This is a genomic window from Rhizobium sp. PAMB 3182 (assembly GCF_052908355.1).
In genome coordinates this window covers 2,017,858-2,039,494 of sequence record NZ_CM128607.1, presented here as the reverse complement: position 1 = coordinate 2,039,494, position 21,637 = coordinate 2,017,858, and the positions used below count along the sequence as shown (strand labels likewise).

Here is a 21,637-nt window from a genome sequence, read left to right as displayed (position 1 = left end):
GGAGATCCGTATGTCAAGACAACCAAAGATCACGTTCATCGGCGCCGGCTCGACAGTGTTCATGAAGAACATCATCGGCGACCTCCTGCATCGCCCGGCCCTGTCCGGCGCGACGATCGCGCTGATGGACATCAACCCGCAGCGACTGGCCGAAAGCGAGATCGTCGCCAGCAAGCTGGCGAAGACGCTCAACACCCAGGCGAAGGTCGAGACCTATTCCGACCAGCGCAAGGCGCTTGAGGGCGCCGATTTCGTTGTCGTCGCCTTCCAGATCGGCGGCTACGAGCCCTGCACCGTCACCGACTTCGAAGTGCCGAAGAAATACGGCCTGCGCCAGACGATCGCCGATACGCTTGGCGTCGGCGGCATCATGCGCGGCCTGCGCACGGTCCCGCATCTCTGGAAGATCTGCGAGGACATGCTGGCCGTCTGCCCCGAGGCCATCATGCTGCAATATGTGAACCCGATGGCGATCAACACCTGGGCCATCGCCGAGAAATACCCGACGATCAAGCAGGTCGGTCTCTGCCATTCTGTCCAGGGCACGGCCTACGAACTCGCCCGCGATCTCGACATTCCGCTCGACGAGATCCGCTACCGCGCCGCCGGCATCAACCACATGGCCTTCTATCTGAAGTTCGAGCACCGCCAGCCGGACGGCAGCTACAAGAACCTCTATCCGGACCTCCTGAAGGGCTATCGCGAAGGCCGCTTCCCGAAGCCCAGCCATTGGAATCCGCGCTGCCCCAATAAGGTGCGCTACGAGATGCTGACCCGCCTCGGCTATTTCGTCACCGAAAGCTCGGAGCATTTCGCCGAATACACGCCCTACTTCATCAAGGAGGGCCGCGAGGACCTGATCGAGAAGTTCGGCATTCCGCTCGACGAATATCCGAAGCGTTGCATCGAGCAGATCGAGCGCTGGAAGTCGCAGGCGCAGGAATACAAGGATGCCGACACGATCGATGTGAAGCCGAGCCATGAATATGCCTCGTCGATCATCAATTCGGTCTGGACCGGCGAACCATCTGTGATCTATGGCAATGTCCGCAACAATGGCTGCATCACCTCGCTGCCGGCAAATTGCGCCGCCGAAGTGCCCTGCCTGGTGGACGCGAGCGGCATCCAGCCGACCTATATCGGTGCCCTGCCGCCGCAGCTGACCGCGCTGATCCGCACCAACATCAACGTCCAGGAACTCACCGTCCAGGCGCTGATGACGGAAAACCGCGAGCACATCTACCATGCCGCGATGATGGACCCGCACACCGCAGCGGAGCTCGATCTCGACCAGATCTGGTCGCTGACGGACGATCTCCTAAAGGCGCATGGCGAATGGCTCCCCGCCTGGGCCCGTGGCTGAATGAAGCAAGGGAGGAGCCACGCAAGGCTCCTCCCTTTTCAGCGTAATGTCGGACAAATTGTAAGTTAATACTAACTAATACAGTTTCAGGCGGCGAACGCGCCGCACCCGGTGCCGTCCGCCTGATCACGGTGCAGAAACAGCACCGACAGGTCGAGCCGCTCGGCGAGTGCTCGTCCATCCTTTTCGCCAAGCACCATCATCGCCGTCGCCCAGGCATCCGCGCTCATGCAGTCGCGGGCGATCACGGTGACCGAGGCCGGAGCGCTGATGAGCGGCATGCCGCGACGGGGATCCATCGTGTGCGATAGTCGGCGTCCGCCAAGCTCCACCCAGTGGCGATAGTCGCCCGAGGTGGCGATGCCGGCGTTGTCCAGTTCGACGATGGAATGCGGTGCCCGCTGGCCGAGGTCGGGTCTCTCCACCGCGACGGTCCAGGGTGAACCGTCCGGCTGCGTGCCGCGACCGACGAGTTCGCCGTCGATGGCAAACAGGCCCGCCTCGATCCCATGCCGGGCCGCCACCGCCGCGAGCCGGTCGACGCCATAGCCCTTCGCGATGCCGTTGAGGTCGAAGCGCATCGCTGCGTGCTTGCGCGCCTTTCCATTGCGGATGTCCAGTTCCAGCACCTGATGAGCAGGATTGCGGTCTGCACGTCTGGCGTTTCGGATTGCCGTCTCGTTGGCTGTATCCGGACCGAATCCCCAGGCGGTCACCGCATCGCCCATGCCGATGTCGAAGGCGCCGCCGGAGGCCTGGCCGACCGCAAGTCCGGCGGCCAGCACCTCGATGATCTCTTGCGGCATGTTCAACCATTCGCCTGTCGGTGCCGCATTGAGCCGGTTGATGTCGCTCTCCGGTTTCCAGGTGGACATCTGGCGGTCGACCGCGCTCACGGCATCCGCCATCGCCCGCTCCACCTCGTTGGCATCGAAGCCGTGCGGCATGTGAAAGAGCGCCGACCAGCGTGTTCCCATGGTCGGGCCGTTCAGCGCGTGCCGTGTGAATTCAGTAAACGTCTTCGCCATAACGGCCCTCCGCCTTCAATGTCACGAGGCTTACCCCGTGCGGGGTCAGGATGTCCGCGAGAGCCGCGGCAACGCCGGCCGCCATGTCGCGACCACCGCAGACGAGAACCTGTCCGCCGGCGGTAATGAGTTTGCAGATCTTTACGGCGTCCTTGCGGATGAGATCCTGCACATAAGCCGGGCTCGCCGTCCGCGAAAAGGCGGTGGAAACGCCCGTCAGTCGGCCGTCCTTCTGCCAGTCGGTCAGCTCTTCCTCATAGAGCGCATCGCTCTTCGGGTGCCTCGTGCCGAAATAGAGGAACATCGGCTTGCGGGCATGATTGGCGCGGGCAAAGCCCGCGAGCGGCCCGATGCCGGTGCCGGCGCCGATCAGGATGACCGGCTTGCGGTTGGCCGCCGGGCGGAAGCCCGGATTGGGCCGCACGAAGGCCGAAACCGTGTCGCCGGGTTCCAGCGCGGTCAATTGCCCGGAACAGAGGCCGCCCGGCTGCTTGCGCACGCAGATTTCGAGGAAGCCGTCTCGGGAGCTGGAAGCCAGCGAATAGAAGCGCGGGACCTCCGAGCCTTCCGGCACGATGCCGACGAGATCGCCCGCCTCGAAGATTGGAACGGCGTTGCCCGTCAGCCGCTGCCAGAGCGAAACCTTCGGCAGGTCGAAGCGCAGGATCGCCGTCGTAGCCTGCACGCTGGCGCCATAGTCGCGGCGGGATGCAAGCTGAAGTTCCCAGGTCTTCGGCACCTCCGGCTGGTGATTGAGCTCGAAGTCGAGATGCAGCGCCTCTGCCAGCTGTCTGCCCCAGCGCGCGAAATCCTGCGGCGACTGTCGGTCGACGGTGTCACAGGGGATGAGCGTCGGCCAGCCGTTCTTCTTGGCAACCTCGGCAATGTCTCTGGCAAAGCCGCAGAAGTGATAGAAGCTCCGGTCGCCGAAGCCGAGAACGGCAAGCGGCAGGTGCTGCGCGGCAGGCGTTGCCCGGAAGCGGTCGAGAAATCCCTTTGCGGATGTCGGTGCTTCGCCGTCTCCGTAAGTGGCGGCAAACAGGATAAGACGCTCCGCCTTGTGCCAGAGGGCCGGGTTGAAGTCCGACATGGAACCGACATGGACCTGCCGGCCCTCCCGGGTGAGCGTGGCCCCCAGGGTTTCCGCAAAGCCCCAGGTGGAGCCGCCTTCGCTGCCGACGAGAATGATCGTGTCGGCGTGGCTTGCCGCGACGGACTTTGGCCGGCGCTTGCCACGCCCCCGTAGCCAAACGGCTATGCCGGTCCAGCTCAGCAAGGGAACGGACAGTGCCGAGAGGCCGAGAAACAGTCCGAGCGAGGCGAGGCCGCGGCCGGTGTGCAGCATCATGACGAACGCACTTGCCCGATCGACGAAGCTCGCATTCTGCCAGCCAAGCAAGGTGCCGTTGCCCTGGTCGATATAGCCTTCGCCCGCATCGGTCGTCAGCGTGTAGACGTCGGTGGCATCCCCATTAGCAGGGAAGCTCAGCGACACAAGCGTGTTGACGGGCGTTTGCTGGAGCCGTTCGATCGTACCGACCGGCATGCGGGTCTTGCCGCTGACGTCAGTAGGAAAGGGCGCTCCGTCCGCGCCTTCCGGCAGGAGGCCGAAGGTCGCGGCCGACATCCACAGCGCTGTCAGCGAAGAGAGAAAGAGGCCGGGCAAGGCGGCGCGGGAGACGATCGCATGGAGCCGTCCGTTGCCGCGACCTCTGGCGGGCTTCAGGATATGTCGCCACCCGCCGGAGCGGCGAGCGAGAATCAGGAGGCCGGACATCGTCAGCGCAAGCATGGCGACCGCGCCGACCGCGGTCGTGATCCGCCCGTAGTCGCCGAGGAACAGCGAACGGTGTAGATTGGTCAGCCAGCGCTCGGCGGGTGACTGGTCGGCGTTGCCGACCGGCTGGCCGGTTGACGGATCGATGACCGACGAGACCGGCTGGTCGCCGTTGAAATAATAGGCGGTGATCCGGCCCGAGGGCGCGCGCTTGATCTGCTCGACTGACGGTTCCGCTGACCACACCCTTGCAGCCAGTTCCGCCACGCTGATCTGTTGCGCGGCAGGTGTGGTGACCGCCTCGAAGGTGGGGAAGACCGACAGGGCCGCACCGCTCATCGCGATGACGACGAGCAGCACGGCGGCGATCAGCCCGAACCAGCGGTGGAGCGACCGGATCATGGCAATAGTCCTTCAATATCAATGCGTATAGGTGAAATCGGAAATATAGCGGGTGCCGGAAATGGGCTTGCCGGAGCCGGCGGAGGTCAGCGGCACGACAATCTCGTTCGGGCTCTCGCGCATGTCCTCTACCGCGGCGTCGATGTGCAGCTGATAGCCGGCATCGAACAGGGCGTCGGTCAGGTCGAGCGAGATCTTCAGCGACTGCCCCGAGCCGACGCTGGCGCCGGTGATGCCGTTGATCTCGGCGGTATTGCCGCCGGTGGCGCGGTACCAGCCGCTTAAGTGCTGATAATAGCGCGAACGACCGCCGGCCATCCACAGGCTGCCGGCATAGTTGCCCTGCGCGTCGGTCAGATAGTAGGCGAGATAGGCGCCGTTGCCGCCGTAGTCGCGCAGGTTTGTCGTCAGCGTCACCTGTCCCGCGGAAGCGATGCCGGGAAGGGTCAGCGCGGTGGTGACCGCCAAAGCGGCCAGAAGCGATTTCAGTCTCATTCCAGTCTCCTTCGTCTGTCCGTGGGTCAGTTGATCTGGACCTGCGGCTTGCTGCCCGGCGTGAACAGGCCGTTGGCCGGCGGGTTGGCCTGCTGCATCATCGGCATTCCCGGATTGCCGCAACCGCCGTCGTCGTCATCATCGTCATCCTCGTCGTCCTGGTAGCGGCAATCGTTTGCCGCATAATGGTCGTCGTCATCGTCGTGATGGCGACGGCCTTCATGGTCTGCCGCCTGCCAGAGGCCGGTGCCCACGCCGAGATGCTTCCATCCGTCGAAGGATTGCGCCTGACTGGCGAAGAGGGCGATGATGCCGGCACCGGCGAGGCCGGCAAGAACAAGCTTGGTATGTTTCATAGTCTGGTCCTCGGTGTTGAAAAGGGAGGCAACACGCCGTCAGCGATGGCCGTGGCGTTCCTCGATTTCGATGACCTCGAGCGTGACGGGATCGATCTTCGCTTCGAAACGGCGGCCGCTTTCATCGAGACCGTAGACCTCGTAGCAGCCGTCATCGATCTTGATGCGCTTGAGCAGCCAGCCGCGTTCCTCCGCCAGCGCGCGAACGGCGTCGCGGCCCTTCCAGTCGCGGGTCGGCTGTTCGCAGTCGTCCCTTGCCTGTGCGGATGTTGCTGCCATGATTGCCATGGCGACGGCGGGCAGGATGCCGGTTTTCATCAATCACGTCCTCTCGTTGTCAAAGCGATCATTTGCCGCCAGCCTGACGGGCACCTGACGAGCGCCGACGCATTGCTTCAGCTTCCCGTAAGGTGGCGGGTGGACTAGAAGGGACGGACAAGAGGAGAAGACCGTCCATGAGGGTTCTGTTGATCGAAGACGATGCGGCGCTGGGCGCGGCGATCCGCGACCAGATTGCCGCCGATGGTCACTCCGTCGACTGGATGACCCGTCTCGACCAGGCGCGCGACGCGCTCGCCGCAGCCAACTACGATCTGGTGCTTCTCGATCTCATGCTTCCCGACGGGCTGGGCATCCCGTTTCTCAAGACGCTGAGGGCACGGGGCGACGTGACGCCGGTCATCATCTTGACCGCGCTGGACCAGGTGACTGACCGGATTGCCGGCCTGAATGCCGGCGCCGACGACTACATGGTCAAACCCTTCGATCTCGCGGAACTTTCCGCCCGAATCGGCTCGGTCGCCCGCCGCTACACCGGCAATCCCAATCCCATCATTGCCCTTGGACCGATCACCATCGATCTCGCCGGCCGCAGCGTGCGGGTCGACGGCAAGCCGGTCGTGCTGACCGCGCGCGAATGGGTTCTCTTCGAAGCCTTCGTCCAGCGTCCGGGTCAACTGCTATCGAAGTCGCAGCTCGAAGAGCGCCTCTATTCCTTCGATGCCGAAGTCGAAAGCAACGCCATCGAGGTGCATGTCAGCCGCCTTCGCAAGAAGCTCGGCGCCAATGTCATCGAAACCGAACGCGGCCTCGGTTACCGGCTGGGTCGCCCATGAGGATGATCTCTTCGCTTCAGGCCCGGCTGGCGATCGTCATCGGTCTTTGCGTGACGCTGCTGTGGCTGGCTGCCGCAGCCGTGACGGCCCATCGCCTGAATGAGGAGATGGAGACGGTCTATGACGACGGGCTGAAGGCGACTGCCGAGCGCATCCTGCCGATCGCCCGCCATGACCTGCGCGAAGGCCACGCAAGGAAATACGAGACCGAAGACGATGACGATGGTGACGACGACGGGAGTGATCTGCGTGGCGCCGGCGAGGCCCGCTATGGCGAGGACGTTACGTTCGTCGTGCGGGATCGGTCCGGGCAGGTCCTGATCGCGTCAAAGGGCGCCGATGCCGCCATTTTCCCGGCCATGAGCGACGTGGGTTTCCAGAGCACCGACACGCACCGGCTTTATTATGACGCCTCCCCGGATGGCAGGTTGACGATCGCCGTCGCCGAGCCGCTGGACCATCGCCGCGACCTGTCGCGCCGCATGCTGATCGGCCTCCTGCTGCCGTTGCTGGTCGTCATTCCGTTGAGCCTTCTCGCCATTCTGTTTGCGGTTCGCTACTCGTTGCGGCCGGTGCGCGCCCTGCGTGAGGGGCTCGCCAGCCGTGGCGCACAGGATCTGTCTCCTTTGCCGGACAGCGGCCTGCCGTCCGAACTCCTGCCGATCTCGGCGAGTGTCAATCAGCTCATGGACAGGCTGTCGTCCGCCTTTAACGCCGAGCGCGCCTTTGCCGCCAACGCCGCGCATGAGCTTCGCACGCCGGTCGCCGGCGCGATCGCCCAGGCGCAGCGCATTCGTTCGGAGACGAAGGAGGAGCTCACCGCCCGGCGCGTCAACGAGATAGAGACGACGCTGAAGCGGCTGATGCGGATGTCGGAAAAGCTCATGCAGCTTGCCCGCGCCGAAGGCGGGCGTTTGCGGTCGGACGAGGCTTCCGACCTGCGGACGGTCGTCACGATGATCGTCGAGGATTTTCAGCGCATGGGAGAGGCTCGCATCGAGCTGACCCTGCCCGAGACCCCGGTGCTGTCGCTCCTCGATCCGGATGCGGTCGGCATATTGTCTCGCAACCTCGTGGAAAACGCGTTGAAGCACGGCGCGAAGGATCGCCCGGTGGAGGTCGCGCTGGACGCTCATGGCCTGCTGACCATTGCCAATGACGGAGTGCCCCTGCCGCCGGAGGCGATGGACAGGCTGATGCACCGGTTCGAGCGCGGCAATATCAGGATCGGCGGCGCCGGGCTCGGTCTCGCCATCGTCAAGGCGATCGCCGACCGCGCCGGGGCAACTCTTGAAGTGCTCTCGCCGCGACCCGTCGGCGAGGGTGGCGTCGAGGTCAAGGTCCGGCTTCCTGTCGCCTGATGTAAGGGTCCAAGAAATATGGCCTGTTGGTGCCTTCCGGCTTTCTCTATGATATGCAGCCGGAGACTGAAATGACGCGAGGGGAATAGAGGGCGTGCCATCCGAGAAACGACAGCCGCGGAAAGTCGGCATCAAGGACGTATCGCGGGAGGCAGGGGTCGCCGTCAGCACCGTTTCGCATGTCCTCAATGGCACTGCGCCGATTTCGCAGGAGGTGCGTGCCCGCGTTCTGGAGGCCGCCCGTGCCCTCGGCTATCTGGCAAAGCGCCAACAGAAGGGCGCCATCGCGTCCCTGAGCACGCTCTATCTGGCAGTGCCCCCGGGCAACCTCCCCCACAACGACATCAATCTCGTTTCCTGGACGTTACTGACCGCATTGTCGCGGGAGTGCGAGGCGCGCGGCATTCGCGTCGTCGCCCATAACGGCTCTCCGCAGCTCGACGCCGCCGAAATCATCGCCGGCGCCCGGGCGGCCGGGGCCGAGGGGATCGTGGTCGTCTATGACGACAGTCCGAAGCTCCTCAAGGGCCTGACGGCCAGCGAAATGGCCGTGGTGCTCCTGAACGGCGAGGATCCGTCGATGAAGGTCGACACTGTCGCTCCGGCCAATCGCTATGGCGCGCGGCTTGCCACCGAATGGCTGATCGAGCGCGGCCACCGCCGCATCCTGCATCTCACCTGGCGCGGCCGCAGCACCATTCTCAGGCGCGAGGACGGGTTTCACGACGCCTTCGGCGAACACGGGCTGCCGCCGGAGCAGGGCCGGGTTCTCTACACCGACGGTTACGAGCCGGCGCATGCGCGCGAGGCGTTGCGGGCTTTCGTGGCCGAGCATGGCGGCCTGGACGGCTTTACCGCAGTCTTCTGCGCTGCCGACAATCTGGCAATCGGTGCGCTCGGCGAGTTGCAGGCGCTCGGCTTCCGCATCCCCGCCGACGTCGCCGTCGTCGGGTTCGATGGCGTGGCGCCCGTGGACCTCACTCAGCCATCGCTGACCACCATCCGCGTCCCGCTCGACGAACTGGCCGCGGCCACCATGCAGGTTCTCGAGCAGCGCCTCTCGAGCGCCGGTGGCGTCAAGCCGGCGACACGCATCGAGCTCGGCTGCCGTCTCGTGGAACGCGACAGCGCGGGGGCTCTGCAGGGCGCCTGAATTTGTGAAAATAATTTTTAGTTTGCATTTCAGCCTGTGATGACCAATTGTCAAACACAGAGCTTTATCGCGTCCTTATAGCGCAATTCTTCGTGTCCATGGCTCGATCATGGCGCATACGTGAATAGAAATATTTTCACGATTGGGTTTTGGCTTTACGGATGCGTGCTTCATGACATTGCACCAGTTCTGCCGATAGAGACTTCTTCATGCCTGAGCCCAAGATCACGGAATTCGCAAATGAGGACGCCGGTTTCGGGGTCGGCCGCGGAGAGACGGTCACCGCTTGGGCGATGTCGGCAATCAATGCCTGGTATTTTCCCGGTAAGTCGGCGCTTGCCGAAGATCGCGTCAATTACCGCTTCATCAACGGCTTCGTCGATGTCGGCGACCTGCCTTGCCGCGTGGCTCTCTGGCAGGAGATCAAGACACGGACCGTCGAGCCCAATGTCGACTTTGCCGTCGACAGCCTCTACCTCCCGGGCTTCAGCCGCCGGGTCGAGTTCTCCGGCTTCTGGCACCGGCCGACACGGCTGGCGCGCTGGCTGAAGACGACGATCGTTCCCGGCAGCGCCGGTGATCATGACTTCCGGCTGGCGACCTGCGGCGGGGTCCGGATCTGGGTCGATGGTGTCGAATGCGTCGTCTTTGAGCCCTTCCAGCGCAACCGCGAATCCGAAACCGTCGTCCAGCTGCCTTTGAAGGCGGATGGATCGGAGGTTCTGGTGCTGACCGAGGAGCTCGCCGAGCGCGACGCGCTCTGGTATTTCGAGCTGACGTCGCTCGCCGAAGAGCCTCTTGTCGTCCGCCTGCCGGTTGCCGTGTCCGGCGCGACCATCGCCTTGCTGAAGGACCTTGCCACCGACGTTCATCCTGAACCGATGCATGTGCGTGACGGTCGCTTGCTGTTGAGGGTCGGTCGCCCGGCGGCGGTGGACGTTACGGTTCACGCCCGCATCCTGCCGAGCGTGCATATGCGCCATACGCCGCCGCTTCTCGATTCGAGCGGCGTTTTGAAAGCGGGTTCGACGCTTGTGGATCTGCCGGGAGCAGAAGCGCTGCCGGATGGCTACCATCCGCTCGACCTGACATTCTCCGTCGGCGAATGCCGGGTCGCGCGGCATATCGCCTTTGCCACCTTCACGGAACCCTTCCTGGACATGGCGGGCCGCCCGCTGGCCGAGCGCAAGCGGCTGGCGCTCGGCCACGCCGCAGCGAAGGGTGAGGCCCGCATCGGGCGGGCGCTCGCGAAACTGGCGATCGGCGAGCCGGTGGACGAAGTCTTCCGGAAAATCCTCGCAGATACAATTTGCGGCATCGACGAGCGGCGCGACTGCTCCGATTTCGTCATGGTTCCGCTCCTCTGGCTTTTTGCGGATTACGGCCAAAGCCTGCCGAAGGATCTGCAGGACGAGATCAGCCGAGCCATGCTCGACTATCGCTACTGGGTGGATGAGCCCGGCAACGACGTGATGTGGTTCTGGAGCGAGAACCACGTGCTCTGCTTCCATGTCTCGCAATACCTCGCCGGACGACTACTTCCGGACGATACATTCCGCTGCTCTGGCCGAAGCGGCGCCGAGCAGGCACGGCTCGGCGAGGAGCGGCTTGGAAAGTGGTTCGATTCCGTCGAGCGACATGGGCTCGCCGAATGGAATTCCGCCGCCTACTACCCGATCGACTTCATCGGCCTCCTGGCGCTCCATCACCTCGCCGACGGCTCCATCAAGGCGCGGGCAACTGCGCTTCTCGACCGGTTGATGGTGATGATCGGCCTTCATACGCTGGCCGGCGTTCCCGCCGGAACGATGGGGCGTGCCTATGACAAGGAACTGCGCGCCGGCCCGCTGACCGAACTTGCGCCTTTCGCCACCGTCGCCTTCGGCAAGGGCTGGCTGAATGATGGCGTTGCGGCCCTGCCGATGTTCTGTACCAGCGCATACGTGCCTCCTGAAACGGCCCTGTCCGTCGTCGAGCCCGCACCCGGCAAGGCGCTGACGGCGCATTACGTTCAGGGCCATGACGAGGCGGCGCGGCTGGTGCTCTATAAGTCGGCCGCCGTCCAGCTCTCCTCGATGATGGACGGCAAGCCCGGTGGGCGCGGACACCAGCAGCACATCGTCGACCTGCGCTTTGCCTCCAATCCCTTCGCGCGGGCCTGGATCAACCATCCGGGTGAAGACGATCCCTGGGGCAGCCAGCGTCCCTCCTACTGGGCCGGCAATGGCTCCATGCCGCGCGCTGCGCAATACGGGAACGTTGCGCTTCTCCTCTTCGATCTCGGCGAGGACGCCCGCCAGCCTTTTACGCACGCCTATGTCGAGGCTGGCGCATTCGACGCGGTCGAGCGCCACGGCAACTGGATCGTGCTGAGGGGCGGCCGTGGCTTTGCTGCCATCAATGCGACGGCGCCGATAGAGGCCGTGACCGAGGGGCCGGGCGCCGACATCGAATTCCGCGCAGCCGGTCGCCGGTGCGGCTGGGTCGCGGTGATGGGTGAGGGTGACGGCGAGGCCGGCTACGCCGCCTTCATCGGCCATCTCGCAGGTGTGACGCTGTCGCTCGCTGAAGCCGGGGCGAGGCTGACGCTTGAGCGCAAAGGTCAGGATAAACTTACGCTTGACTGGGGCGCCGGCCTCTCGTGCGGCCAAACGCCTTACATCTTTCCCAACAGGAGCCTCGATCCGGCCATCCGGACCATCGATGCCTTCTCGTTTTGACCAAGTGCTTGCTGACAGGACCACCGATGCCGATCGACCGAGATACCCTTTCCGAAACCCTCTCCCGCGTGGCGACGGGTCTTGCCCGTCTGAAGGGCATGAACGAAACCGCCGCCATTGCCGAGGGCATTTACGAGCTCCAGTTCGACGAGTGGGACTGGGAGGTCGGTGTCGGCATCTATGGCCTCATCCGTCACGCTGAAGCGGTCAACGACCAGTCGCTGATGGCGGCGATTGCCCGCTGGTACGACTGGCAGATCGGTCGCGGCCTGCCGCCCCGTCAGGTCAACTCCTCCTCGCCCATGCTGGCGCTCTCCGTCCTGATCGACCACGTTGATAGGCCGGACTGGGAAGCGCTGGTCAAGGACTGGGCGGAGTGGTTGGTGACCAAGCTTGCCCGCACCGAAGACAAGGGTTTCCAGCACGTCGTCAAGGAGCGCATGAACGACGGTGAGCTCTGGGACGATACGCTGTTCATGACCTGCCTGTTCCTTGCCCGTGCCGGAGAACGCTTCGGCCGGCAGGACTGGATCGAGGAGGCCTTCTACCAGTTCCTCGTGCACGAGCGCTACCTTGCCGATCCGGTCACCGGGCTTTGGTATCACGGCTGGACCTTCAACGGCCGCAACAATTTCGCCAACGCCTTCTGGGCGCGCGGCAATTCCTGGATCACGGTCGCCATTCCGGAGCTCTTTAGTCTCGTCTCGAAGGTCCCTGATCACCTGCGCCGGCATCTCACCTTCATTCTGTCGTCGCAGGTCAGGACGCTCGTCGCCAATCAGCTCGACAATGGCATGTTCTGCACGCTGGTCTGCGATCCGGGTTCTCCGCCGGAAACATCGGCCACGGCGGCGATCGCCTACGGCATCCTGCGCGGTATCGATCTCGGCCTGCTCGACGAGAGTTTCCGGCCGGCGGCCGACAAGGCGCTTGACGCCGTGCTTGCGCGCATCGACGAAAACGGCATCGTGCTCGAGGTCTCCGACGGCACACCGATGGGCCATTCGCTCGATTTCTACCGCCAGATCCCCAATGTCCCGGCACCTTACGGCCAGGCCCTCGTCATGCTGCTGCTGGTGCGGGTGATGATGGAAGCGGCGATACCTAGCCCAGTCGCCTGATGCGGCATATGCAGAAGGTCCTAGAGAGGCCGGCCGCAGTTGATCTGCGGCCGGTATCGCGTTTTGGATGAACGAAAGTTATAAACATTCCAAAACGTTTCGGGGCATTTTGACGGAAACGCTTTGGACAATGGCGTCATCTGTGTAAATTGCCTCACGAAGTGGGTGAGGAAGGGCTTTTGCAATGGCGACCTTGAAGGATATCAGCCGGCATCTCAATCTGTCGGTGACGCAGGTCAGTCGCGCCCTGAACGGCTACTCGGATGTCAACGAGAACACCCGAAAGCGCGTTCTCGAAGCCGCCAAGGAATTGAATTATCATCCGAATATTGCCGCGCAGAAGCTGGTATCCGGTCGCTCCGGCATGGTCGCCCTGGTGCTGCCCAAGCACCCGCAGCTGTCGTCGGACAACAATTTCCTTGAAGTCGTCAGTGGGTTATCGCAGGTCTTTTCCAGCCGCGACATGCAGTTCGTGCTGCATATCGCGCGCGAAGACGACGAGATCATTTCCGTCTATCGCAAGCTGATCGACCGTGGCGCACTGGACGGCTTCGTCGTGGTCGAGCCACTTCTGGAAGACCCGCGCATCAATTTCCTGCGCGAGCGGCGGGTGCCGTTCGTTGTGCACGGGCGCACGCGGACGCAGACGGACTACCCGTATTACGATATCGACAATGATGGTGTCGGTTATCATCTCACGCGCCATCTGCTCGACAAGGGCCACAGGCGGATCGCATTCATCAACGGTCTGGAAAAGAGAAACTATTCGCTCGCCAGAACCGACGGATACCGCAAGGCGCTGGAGGAGGCAGGCATCGCGTTCGATCCCGATCTGATGCGCTACGGTCGAATGAATGATGCTCTGGGCATGATTTCGGCGGTCCAGCTTTTCACCGGGGCGGCCCCAAGGCCGACTGCCGTGATCTGCGGTAACACATTGGTTGCGCGCGGTGTTTACGCCACGCTGAAGTCGCTCGGCCTCACCGTTCCCGACGATGTTTCGGTCGTCGCCCATGACGACGTGCTGCCGGATGTGCGCGGTTCCGCCTTCTATCCGGCCTTGACGGTAACGAAGGCGGCGCTGCGCAACAGTTGGGCGCCGATGGCCGCCTATCTTGTCGGTGCGATCAATGGCGAGCCGGTCGAGAGCCTGCAGGAAGTCGCGGTTTCCGAGTTCATCGAGCGGGCCTCCGTCGCGCCTCCGAAGTCCTGAAGCAACGCGTTTCTGCAACCTCCGATATCTTCGATGGTCAGTCGTATTGACAGCCATAATGGCTGGTGTTAGCTTTCCGAAACGTTTCGGATTTTCGGCCTCGCAATAGAGAGAAAACACGGAGCGTTAGAAGTCGCAACGGGCGTGGGAGTGCCCGTTCCGCAATTCAACGGGAGGAAATTGGCATGGATATGCAGGGAATTTGCCGTGCGCTGCGCGGCACGGCGGCAACGCTCGCCTTTGTTTCGGTGGCCGGCCTGGCGCAGGCGGAGGAGATCACCTACGTCTCCGGCGCCGTCGGCAATGCGGTTCGGGATTTCAAGACGATCGTCGCGCCGTGGGAGAAGGAAACCGGCAACAAGGTGACCCTTGTCCCGATGCCGGCTTCGACGAGCGACCAGTTCGGCCAGTATCGCCTTTGGCTTGCCGCCGGCAATGCCGATATCGACCTTTACCAGACGGATGTCATCTGGGCGCCGCAGCTGGCCGATCAGTTCGTCGACCTGACGGACTTGGCCAAGGATCTCATTCCGCAGCACTTTCCTTCGATCATCGAGTCGCAGACGGTCGACGGCAAGCTTGTCGCCCTGCCGATCTTCACCGATGCGCCGGCGCTCTTCTACCGCAAGGACCTGCTCGAGAAATACGGCATGGAGGTGCCGAAGACCTGGGAAGAGCTGACCGAGACGGCCAAGAAGATCCAGGACGGCGAGCGCGCCGCCGGCAGCAAGGACATGTGGGGCTATGTCTGGCAGGGCAATGCCTATGAAGGCCTGACCTGCAATGCGCTGGAATGGGTGAAGTCTTTCGGCGGCGGCCAGATCGTCGAGCCGGACGGTACCATCTCGATCAACAATCCGAAGGCGGTCGCCGCTCTCGAGCTGGCCAAGACCTGGCCCGGCAACATCTCGCCCGAAGGCGTGCTGGCCTATCAGGAAGAAGAAGCCCGCGGCGTCTGGCAGACCGGCAATGCCGTCTTCATGCGCAACTGGCCCTATGCCTACACGCTTGGCAATGGCGACGACAGTGCGGTCAAGGGCAAGTTCGACGTGACCACGCTGCCGACCGGCGGCGACAACAAGACGTCGGCCGCAACGCTGGGCGGCTGGAATGTCGCCGTGTCCAAGTATTCCAAGCACAAGGACGCGGCCATTTCGCTGGCGCTCTATCTGTCCGGACCGGAAGCGCAGAAGACCCGCGCGCTGATCGCCTCCAACCTGCCGACCATCGTCAGTCTTTATGACGATGCGGATATCGCGGCCAAGCAGCCGATCATCCCGCGCTGGAAGGACGTCTTCATGAATGCAGTGCCGCGTCCTTCCGCGCCGACCAAGGGCAAGTACAACGAGGTGTCGTCGAAGTTCTGGTCCGCGGTTCACAACACGCTCTCCGGCGACGGCAGCGCGGCGGACAATCTCGAAATCCTTGAGGCCGATCTCGAAGACCTCAAGGGATCCGGCTGGTAGCCTCCGGCCAGCCGCAGGCAGGACGGGGCGGTCTTCGACGGCCCCGTCCGCTGACCAGCATTCCCGGATTGCGCCTCTCGAAGGCCGCAACGAATTGCGACACTGGCATGGGAGCCCGTCATGTCGAGCATTCAGACCGAGACCTATCCATACCCGGCGGCCGACAGAGGGCCAAGCCTGCAGCAGCAGCGTGCCCGCGCCGCCTTCTGGTTCCTCGCACCCATGCTGTTCGCGCTTGTCTGCGTTGCCGCATGGCCGCTGTTCCGGACGATCTATTTCTCGTTTACCGACACCTCGCTCACCAATCTCTATGGCGGCAAATGGGTCGGCTTCGACAACTACCTTTCCTTCCGGCAACTGAGCTCCGGGCGCATTCTCTGGCGCGGCACACTGGTTGATCCGGCCTGGTGGAACGCCGTCTGGAACACGGTGCGCTTCTCGGTCGTCTCGGTCGCGTTCGAAACCGTGCTCGGCCTCATGGTCGCGCTGGTGCTGAACGCCCATTTCGTCGGCCGCGGCATCGTGCGCGCCGCCATCCTCATCCCCTGGGCGATCCCGACGATCGTGTCGGCGCGGCTGTGGGGCTGGATGCTGAATGACCAGTTCGGCATCATCAACGATATCCTGCTCAATCTCGGCATCATCGACCACAAGATCGCCTGGACGGCGAATGTCGACACCGCCATGTTCGCGGTCCTGATCGTCGACATCTGGAAGACGACGCCCTTCATGGCGCTCCTCTGCCTCGCCGGCCTGCAGATGATCCCGCGTGACATCTACGAGGCCGCCAGGGTCGATGGCGTCCACCCGGTCAAGGTCTTCTTCAAGGTGACGCTGCCGCTGGTCCGTCCGGCGCTCATGGTCGCGGTCATCTTCCGGGCGCTCGATGCGCTGCGCATCTTCGACCTCGTCTACGTGCTGACGCCGAATTCGAAGGCGACCAAGACCATGTCGATCATCAGCCGCGAAAACCTCATCGACTTCGACAAGTTCGCCTACGGCTCGGCGCAGTCGACGCTGCTCTTCGCCATCATCGCGATCTTCGTGTCGCTCTACATCTGGATCGGCAAGGTCAACCTGAGCGGGGAGGGCGAACGATGACCATGGATATCGTCAAGAAGACGGCCTTCTACGCCGTAGTCGTTCTGATCGTCGTGATCTCTGTCTTCCCGTTCTATTACGCGATCCTGACCAGCTTCAAGACCGGGACGGCGCTGTTTGAGGTCAACTATTTCCCGACGAGCTTCGATCTCGCCAACTACAGGTCCGTGCTGTCGGCACCCAATTTCACCCGCAGCATCCTGAACTCCGTGTTCATCGCCGGAGTTACCGTCATCTTCTCGCTGTTCCTCGCGGTGACGGCGTCCTACGCACTCGCCCGCGTCAGGTTTCGCGGTCGTGCGCTCCTGCTGATGACGATCCTCGCCGTCTCCATGTTTCCGCAGATCGCCGTGCTGGCCGGCCTGTTCGAGATGGTCCGCTATATCGGCATCTACAATACGCCCTGGGCGATGATCCTCAGCTACACGATCTTCACACTGCCGTTCACGGTGTGGGTGCTGACGACCTTCATGCGCGACCTGCCGGTCGAGATCGAGGAAGCGGCGATCGTCGACGGGGCGACGCCCTGGGTCGTCATCACCCAGGTCTTCCTGCCGCTGCTGTGGCCGGCGCTGGTCACCACCGGGCTGCTCGCCTTCATCGGCGCCTGGAACGAGTTCCTGTTCGCCCTCACATTCACCTCATCGGAAACGCAGCGTACGGTACCTGTCGCCATTGCCCTCCTTTCCGGCGCTTCGGAATTCGAAACGCCCTGGGGCAACATCATGGCGGCGTCGGTCATCGTCACCGTACCGCTGATCATTCTCGTTCTCATCTTCCAGCGCAAGATCGTGGCCGGCCTCACCGCCGGTGGCGTCAAAGGCTAGGTTTGGAGGCTCACACATATGGCCCAGATCAATCTCAAGAATGTCCGCAAGAGCTTCGGCGCGCTGGAGGTCATCAAGGGTATCGACCTTGATATCAAGAGCGGCGAGTTCATGGTGTTCGTCGGACCGTCCGGCTGCGGCAAGTCGACCCTGCTGCGGATGATTTCCGGACTGGAGGACATCACCTCCGGCGACCTCCTGTTCGACGGCGAGCGGGTGAACAATGTCATCCCGTCCAAGCGCGGCATTGCCATGGTCTTCCAGTCCTATGCGCTCTACCCGCACATGAAGGTCTACGACAACATGGCCTTCGGCATGAAGCTCGCCAACGCCACCAAGGCGGAAATGGACGAGCGGGTGCGGAAAGCTGCCGACATGCTGCAGATTGGCCATCTGCTCGACCGCCTGCCCAAGCAGCTTTCCGGCGGCCAGCGCCAGCGCGTCGCCATCGGCCGGGCGATCGTGCGCGATCCGCGCGTCTTCCTCTTCGATGAACCGCTGTCCAACCTCGACGCGGCCCTGCGTGTGGCAACACGCCTCGAGATCGCCAAGCTGCATCATGGCATGGAAAACGCCACGATGATCTATGTCACGCACGATCAGGTGGAGGCGATGACGCTCGCCGACCGCATCTGCGTGCTGCGCGACGGCCGGGTGGAGCAGGTCGGCACGCCCGCCGAACTCTATGAGCGCCCGGCTTCCATCTTCGTTGCCGGTTTCATCGGCTCGCCGAAGATGAACTTCCTGACCGGAGACATCGCCAAGTCCTTCGGATGCGAAACGCTGGGCATCCGCTCCGAGCATATCGATATCGTCGAAGGCGAGGGGCTTTGGTCCGGCGAGGTCGTCCATGCCGAAGACCTCGGCTCGGACAACTACCTTTTTGTCGACATCGGCGTCGGCGAACCCGTGCTGGTCCGCCAGCCCGGAAAACTGAAGATAACATACGGATCGAGGATCAACCTTAGACCGCAGGAACAGCACTTCCATCGCTTCGATGCGAACGGGAAGCCCATCAGCTGATTGAGCCCCCGCCGTCAGGCACGGCGGACCCCAAGTCCATTTTCAATCCGGCAACGCCTGGCGCCGGATGCTGGAGTTATTCATGAAGATCAGAACCGTTGTGTGGGGCGAAAACGTCCACGAACAGAAGAACAAGATTGTCTCGGATCTCTATCCCAAGGGCATGCATGCCTGCATCGCCGACGCGCTGAACACGAACGGCGACATCGAGGCGACGACGGCGACCCTGCAGCAGCCGGAGCACGGGCTGACGCAGGAACGCCTCGCCAAGACCGACGTGCTGATCTGGTGGGGACACGCCGCCCATGGCGACGTCTCCGATGCGGTCGTCGAGCGCGTCTGCGAAGCGGTCTGGTCCGGCATGGGCCTGATCCTGCTGCACTCGGCCCATTTCTCCAAGCCGTTCAAGCGGCTGATGGGCACGCCGTGCAACCTGACCTGGCGCGAGGCCGGCGAGCGCGAGCGCCTGTGGGTGACCAGCCGCAACCATCCGATCACGAAAGATCTGCCCGACCATTTCGAGCTCGAGAACGAGGAAATGTACGGCGAGCCCTTCGGCGTGCCGGAACCGCTGGAAACGGTCTTCGTCAGCTGGTTCCAGGGCGGCGAGGTCTTCCGCTCGGGTCTCACCTACAAGCGCGGTGCCGGCAACGTCTTCTATTTCCGCCCCGGCCACGAGACCTACCCGACATATCACGACGGAAACGTGCAGACCGTAATCCGAAATGCCGTTCGCTGGGCCTACAACCCGATGGCGCGCGTTGAGAACGTCACCGCTGCTCCGAATGTGCCGGTCGAGACCGCACCCGAGAAGATCGAGGAACGCGGCCCGAAACTGCACCAGGCCGGCGAGGAAGGCTACCGCTGAGCGCATGCCGCTCAAGCGCAGTCAAAGATCAGGAACAGGACAATGAAACAGGCCAACACATCCCTTCGGGTGCTGATCCTCGGCACCGGCGGCATGGCACGCGTCCACGCCGAATCCTTCAAGAAGATCCCCGGCGTCGAGGTCGTCGCCGGGGTCGACATGCGCGCCGATGCGCTGGACGTCTTCTGCGATACCCACGGCATCGAGCATCGCTTCAACTCGCTCGAAGCGGCGATCGAATGGGGCGGCTTTGACGCCGCCTCCAACGTAACGCCGGACTCCGTCCACTACGCCACGACACTGACGCTGCTTGCTGCCGGCAAGCACGTGCTGTGCGAGAAGCCGCTGTCGACCGATTTCGGCCGCGCCAGCGAAATGGCGGAAACGGCCAGGGCCGCCGGTGTGGTCAACATGGTCAACCTCAGCTATCGCAACTTCGCGGCAACGCAGAAGGCCGCGGAAATGATCAAGGCCGGCACGCTCGGCACGATCCGCCATTTCGAGGCCAACTACCTGCAGAGCTGGCTGACCCAGTCCAAATGGGGTGACTGGCGCACGGAATCGAAATGGCTGTGGCGCCTGTCGAAGCGCCATGGCTCGAAGGGCGTGCTCGGCGACGTCGGTATCCACATCATCGACTTCGCGACCTATATCGCCGACAGCCTGCCGGTCGAGGTGTCCAGCCGCCTGAAGACCTTCAGCAAGGCGCCGGGCGACAAGATCGGCGAATATGATCTCGACGCCAATGACAGCTTCGTCATGCATGCCGAGCTTGCCGACGGCGCCATCGGCACCATCACGGCCACGCGTTTCGCATCCGGTCACCACAATGACCTGACGTTGCGCATCCATGGTGACCTCGGCGGCATGGAAGTCTCGCTCATCAAGAACAAGGGCTATCTGCGAGTTTGCCTTGGTGAGGATATGCTGACGGAAGAATGGCGCGACGTGCCGCTCGATACCGTGCCGGACATGTACGAGCGCTTTGCTGCCGCCTGCATGGGCAAGGGGCCGATGGAACCGGACTTCGGCCGCGGTGCCGCACTGCAGCGCATCCTCGATCTTGCCGAGGATTCCAGTGTTGCCGGCGGTCTGTCTATGAAGGTCGGCGAACAGGCACTTGCACTGGACGGCGACGCATCGGTAGAGCCCGCCGCCGAGCCGTCCAGGGCGCAGACCGGCTGAACGCCCTGACGCTTTAAATGGCAACGCCCGCCCGGATGTTTCTGAGGCATCCGGGCGGGCGTCTTCACTGAGAGCGGAGGCGCTGTCAGAAGGGCGAATCCGGGAAGTAGTAGTTCGCGGCATTGTCCTTGGTCACCAGCGTCGCATCGAGCGTGTAGGTGCCGTGGACCGGGATCTTGTCATAGAGCGCGGCGACGGTCAGTTCGATCGCCGTGCCGACCATTGCCGGCGGGTACAGGATATCGACCGGGATCATCTTGTCGCCGTCCATGACCCTCTTGATCATGTCCTTCGAGCCGGCCCCGGCGACGACATACTTGATGTCCGTCCGCTTGGCCTGCTCGATGGCCTGCAGCACGCCGACGGCCATGTCGTCGTCCTGGCACCAGACCACGTCGATCTGCGGGTACTTGGTCAGGTAGTCCTGCATAACCTTGAAGGCGTCGTCGCGGTTCCAGTTGCCGAACTGGCGATCGAGAACCTCGACGTTGGAGCCCTTGATGCCTTCATCGAAGCCGTCCTGGCGCTGCTGGTCGATCGGGATCGGGAGGCCGCGGATCACTACGACCTTGGCGTCGGGCGTGTTTTCCTTGATGTATTCACCAGCCACACGGCCGAGCGCCGGGTTGTTGCCGGCGACATAAAGGTCGCGAACCGTACTATCGTTCACGCTCGGCGCGCGGTCGACGATGGTGACGAACGTGCCCTTTTCCTTCACCTGCTTGATGGCGTTGACCAGCGGGTCCGGATCGGTCGGCAGGATCACCAGCGCGTCGAGGCCCTGCACGGCGAGGTCCTGGATGGCGTTTGCCTGGCTTGCCGGATCCGGTGAGGTCTTCACGATCACCTTGGCGTCCGGATATTCCTTCTGCACGAGTGCGGCCACGCGCTCGGCATGATAGACGACGCCGGCGGTCCAGCCGTGGTCGGCGGCGGGGATCGATACCCCGATCGTCTTCGCTTCCTGGGCATAGGCGGTGCCCGTCAATGCGGCGGCGACAAATGCGACGCCCATAAGCTTCTTCAACATGTCTCACTCCCTAATGCGTATCGGGGTCTTCTC

General features: G+C 63.2%; 19 protein-coding genes. 13 read left to right on the top strand and 6 right to left on the bottom strand.

What is annotated here, in order from left to right; genetic code table 11:
• The first annotated feature begins 10 nt into the window (after nucleotides 1–10).
• Nucleotides 11–1,363 (top strand): alpha-galactosidase, encoded by a 1,353-nt coding sequence (melA, locus tag ACU5AZ_RS10110; protein WP_446825861.1) that lies wholly within the window; start codon nucleotides 11–13, stop codon nucleotides 1,361–1,363.
• A gap of 86 nt (nucleotides 1,364–1,449) precedes the next feature.
• On the opposite strand, the gene ACU5AZ_RS10105 is transcribed toward melA, so the two are convergent.
• From ACU5AZ_RS10105 to ACU5AZ_RS10085, 5 genes are read right to left on the bottom strand one after another with little or no spacing between them, the layout of a single operon-like run.
• Nucleotides 1,450–2,391, bottom strand: a complete 942-nt coding sequence (locus tag ACU5AZ_RS10105) for an FAD:protein FMN transferase (RefSeq protein ID WP_446825860.1) — start codon at nucleotides 2,389–2,391, stop codon at nucleotides 1,450–1,452.
• Nucleotides 2,372–4,570, bottom strand: a complete 2,199-nt coding sequence (locus ACU5AZ_RS10100) for a PepSY domain-containing protein (RefSeq protein WP_446825859.1) — start codon at nucleotides 4,568–4,570, stop codon at nucleotides 2,372–2,374. Before ACU5AZ_RS10100 ends, ACU5AZ_RS10105 begins: the two co-directional genes overlap by 20 nt.
• An 18-nt stretch (nucleotides 4,571–4,588) precedes the next feature.
• Complete coding sequence (locus tag ACU5AZ_RS10095; protein WP_446825975.1) at nucleotides 4,589–5,059, bottom strand: DUF2271 domain-containing protein; 471 nt, start codon at nucleotides 5,057–5,059, stop codon at nucleotides 4,589–4,591.
• A gap of 32 nt (nucleotides 5,060–5,091) precedes the next feature.
• The gene (locus tag ACU5AZ_RS10090; RefSeq protein WP_446825858.1) at nucleotides 5,092–5,421 is read right to left on the bottom strand and encodes a hypothetical protein; all 330 of its coding nucleotides are present in this window, start codon (nucleotides 5,419–5,421) and stop codon (nucleotides 5,092–5,094) included.
• A gap of 39 nt (nucleotides 5,422–5,460) precedes the next feature.
• Complete coding sequence (locus ACU5AZ_RS10085; protein WP_446825857.1) at nucleotides 5,461–5,739, bottom strand: PepSY domain-containing protein; 279 nt, start codon at nucleotides 5,737–5,739, stop codon at nucleotides 5,461–5,463.
• A 137-nt stretch (nucleotides 5,740–5,876) separates the two neighbouring features.
• On the opposite strand from ACU5AZ_RS10085, the gene ACU5AZ_RS10080 reads away from it, so the two are divergent.
• The 12 genes from ACU5AZ_RS10080 (at nucleotide 5,877) to ACU5AZ_RS10025 (ending at nucleotide 20,574) form a co-directional block, all read left to right on the top strand.
• Nucleotides 5,877–6,536, top strand: a complete 660-nt coding sequence (locus tag ACU5AZ_RS10080; RefSeq protein ID WP_446825856.1) for a response regulator transcription factor — start codon at nucleotides 5,877–5,879, stop codon at nucleotides 6,534–6,536.
• On the top strand, nucleotides 6,533–7,897 hold the full coding sequence (locus tag ACU5AZ_RS10075; protein ID WP_446825855.1) for a sensor histidine kinase: 1,365 nt from the start codon (nucleotides 6,533–6,535) through the stop codon (nucleotides 7,895–7,897). The genes ACU5AZ_RS10080 and ACU5AZ_RS10075 overlap by 4 nt, the downstream gene beginning before the upstream one ends.
• A gap of 94 nt (nucleotides 7,898–7,991) precedes the next feature.
• The gene (locus tag ACU5AZ_RS10070; protein WP_446825854.1) at nucleotides 7,992–9,050 is read left to right on the top strand and encodes a LacI family DNA-binding transcriptional regulator; all 1,059 of its coding nucleotides are present in this window, start codon (nucleotides 7,992–7,994) and stop codon (nucleotides 9,048–9,050) included.
• Nucleotides 9,051–9,259: 209 nt separating this feature from the next.
• On the top strand, nucleotides 9,260–11,770 hold the full coding sequence (locus tag ACU5AZ_RS10065; RefSeq protein WP_446825853.1) for a hypothetical protein: 2,511 nt from the start codon (nucleotides 9,260–9,262) through the stop codon (nucleotides 11,768–11,770).
• Nucleotides 11,771–11,796: 26 nt separating this feature from the next.
• Entirely contained in the window at nucleotides 11,797–12,891 is a 1,095-nt protein-coding gene (gene bglB, locus ACU5AZ_RS10060) for a beta-galactosidase BglB (protein WP_446825852.1), read from the top strand.
• Nucleotides 12,892–13,075: 184 nt separating this feature from the next.
• Entirely contained in the window at nucleotides 13,076–14,104 is a 1,029-nt protein-coding gene (locus ACU5AZ_RS10055; RefSeq protein WP_446825851.1) for a substrate-binding domain-containing protein, read from the top strand.
• Between the two features lie 191 nt (nucleotides 14,105–14,295).
• Nucleotides 14,296–15,570 (top strand): ABC transporter substrate-binding protein, encoded by a 1,275-nt coding sequence (locus ACU5AZ_RS10050; RefSeq protein ID WP_446825974.1) that lies wholly within the window; start codon nucleotides 14,296–14,298, stop codon nucleotides 15,568–15,570.
• A gap of 120 nt (nucleotides 15,571–15,690) precedes the next feature.
• On the top strand, nucleotides 15,691–16,671 hold the full coding sequence (locus ACU5AZ_RS10045; protein ID WP_446825850.1) for a carbohydrate ABC transporter permease: 981 nt from the start codon (nucleotides 15,691–15,693) through the stop codon (nucleotides 16,669–16,671).
• The gene (locus ACU5AZ_RS10040; protein ID WP_446825849.1) at nucleotides 16,668–17,498 is read left to right on the top strand and encodes a carbohydrate ABC transporter permease; all 831 of its coding nucleotides are present in this window, start codon (nucleotides 16,668–16,670) and stop codon (nucleotides 17,496–17,498) included. Before ACU5AZ_RS10045 ends, ACU5AZ_RS10040 begins: the two co-directional genes overlap by 4 nt.
• Nucleotides 17,499–17,516: 18 nt before the next feature.
• Nucleotides 17,517–18,521: an ABC transporter ATP-binding protein gene (locus tag ACU5AZ_RS10035; protein ID WP_446825848.1), complete on the top strand. Its 1,005-nt coding sequence runs from the start codon at nucleotides 17,517–17,519 to the stop codon at nucleotides 18,519–18,521.
• An 82-nt stretch (nucleotides 18,522–18,603) separates the two neighbouring features.
• Entirely contained in the window at nucleotides 18,604–19,389 is a 786-nt protein-coding gene (locus tag ACU5AZ_RS10030) for a ThuA domain-containing protein (protein ID WP_446825847.1), read from the top strand.
• Between the two features lie 42 nt (nucleotides 19,390–19,431).
• Complete coding sequence (locus tag ACU5AZ_RS10025) at nucleotides 19,432–20,574, top strand: Gfo/Idh/MocA family protein (protein ID WP_446825846.1); 1,143 nt, start codon at nucleotides 19,432–19,434, stop codon at nucleotides 20,572–20,574.
• An 85-nt stretch (nucleotides 20,575–20,659) separates the two neighbouring features.
• Here ACU5AZ_RS10025 and ACU5AZ_RS10020 read toward each other — a convergent pair whose 3' ends face one another.
• The gene (locus ACU5AZ_RS10020; protein ID WP_446825845.1) at nucleotides 20,660–21,604 is read right to left on the bottom strand and encodes a substrate-binding domain-containing protein; all 945 of its coding nucleotides are present in this window, start codon (nucleotides 21,602–21,604) and stop codon (nucleotides 20,660–20,662) included.
• Nucleotides 21,605–21,637: the final 33 nt, after the last annotated feature.

Excerpts from the sequence above, each read along its gene's own strand:
- melA (WP_446825861.1), top strand. The coding sequence starts at position 11 with ATGTCAAGACAACCAAAGATCACGTTCATCGGCGCCGGCTCGACAGTG.
- ACU5AZ_RS10105 (WP_446825860.1), bottom strand. The coding sequence starts at position 2,391 with ATGGCGAAGACGTTTACTGAATTCACACGGCACGCGCTGAACGGCCCG.
- ACU5AZ_RS10100 (WP_446825859.1), bottom strand. The coding sequence starts at position 4,570 with ATGATCCGGTCGCTCCACCGCTGGTTCGGGCTGATCGCCGCCGTGCTG.
- ACU5AZ_RS10090 (WP_446825858.1), bottom strand. The coding sequence starts at position 5,421 with ATGAAACATACCAAGCTTGTTCTTGCCGGCCTCGCCGGTGCCGGCATC.
- ACU5AZ_RS10085 (WP_446825857.1), bottom strand. The coding sequence starts at position 5,739 with ATGAAAACCGGCATCCTGCCCGCCGTCGCCATGGCAATCATGGCAGCA.
- ACU5AZ_RS10080 (WP_446825856.1), top strand. The coding sequence starts at position 5,877 with ATGAGGGTTCTGTTGATCGAAGACGATGCGGCGCTGGGCGCGGCGATC.
- ACU5AZ_RS10075 (WP_446825855.1), top strand. The coding sequence starts at position 6,533 with ATGAGGATGATCTCTTCGCTTCAGGCCCGGCTGGCGATCGTCATCGGT.
- ACU5AZ_RS10065 (WP_446825853.1), top strand. The coding sequence starts at position 9,260 with ATGCCTGAGCCCAAGATCACGGAATTCGCAAATGAGGACGCCGGTTTC.
- bglB (WP_446825852.1), top strand. The coding sequence starts at position 11,797 with ATGCCGATCGACCGAGATACCCTTTCCGAAACCCTCTCCCGCGTGGCG.
- ACU5AZ_RS10055 (WP_446825851.1), top strand. The coding sequence starts at position 13,076 with ATGGCGACCTTGAAGGATATCAGCCGGCATCTCAATCTGTCGGTGACG.
- ACU5AZ_RS10050 (WP_446825974.1), top strand. The coding sequence starts at position 14,296 with ATGCAGGGAATTTGCCGTGCGCTGCGCGGCACGGCGGCAACGCTCGCC.
- ACU5AZ_RS10045 (WP_446825850.1), top strand. The coding sequence starts at position 15,691 with ATGTCGAGCATTCAGACCGAGACCTATCCATACCCGGCGGCCGACAGA.
- ACU5AZ_RS10040 (WP_446825849.1), top strand. The coding sequence starts at position 16,668 with ATGACCATGGATATCGTCAAGAAGACGGCCTTCTACGCCGTAGTCGTT.
- ACU5AZ_RS10035 (WP_446825848.1), top strand. The coding sequence starts at position 17,517 with ATGGCCCAGATCAATCTCAAGAATGTCCGCAAGAGCTTCGGCGCGCTG.
- ACU5AZ_RS10030 (WP_446825847.1), top strand. The coding sequence starts at position 18,604 with ATGAAGATCAGAACCGTTGTGTGGGGCGAAAACGTCCACGAACAGAAG.
- ACU5AZ_RS10025 (WP_446825846.1), top strand. The coding sequence starts at position 19,432 with ATGAAACAGGCCAACACATCCCTTCGGGTGCTGATCCTCGGCACCGGC.
- ACU5AZ_RS10020 (WP_446825845.1), bottom strand. The coding sequence starts at position 21,604 with ATGTTGAAGAAGCTTATGGGCGTCGCATTTGTCGCCGCCGCATTGACG.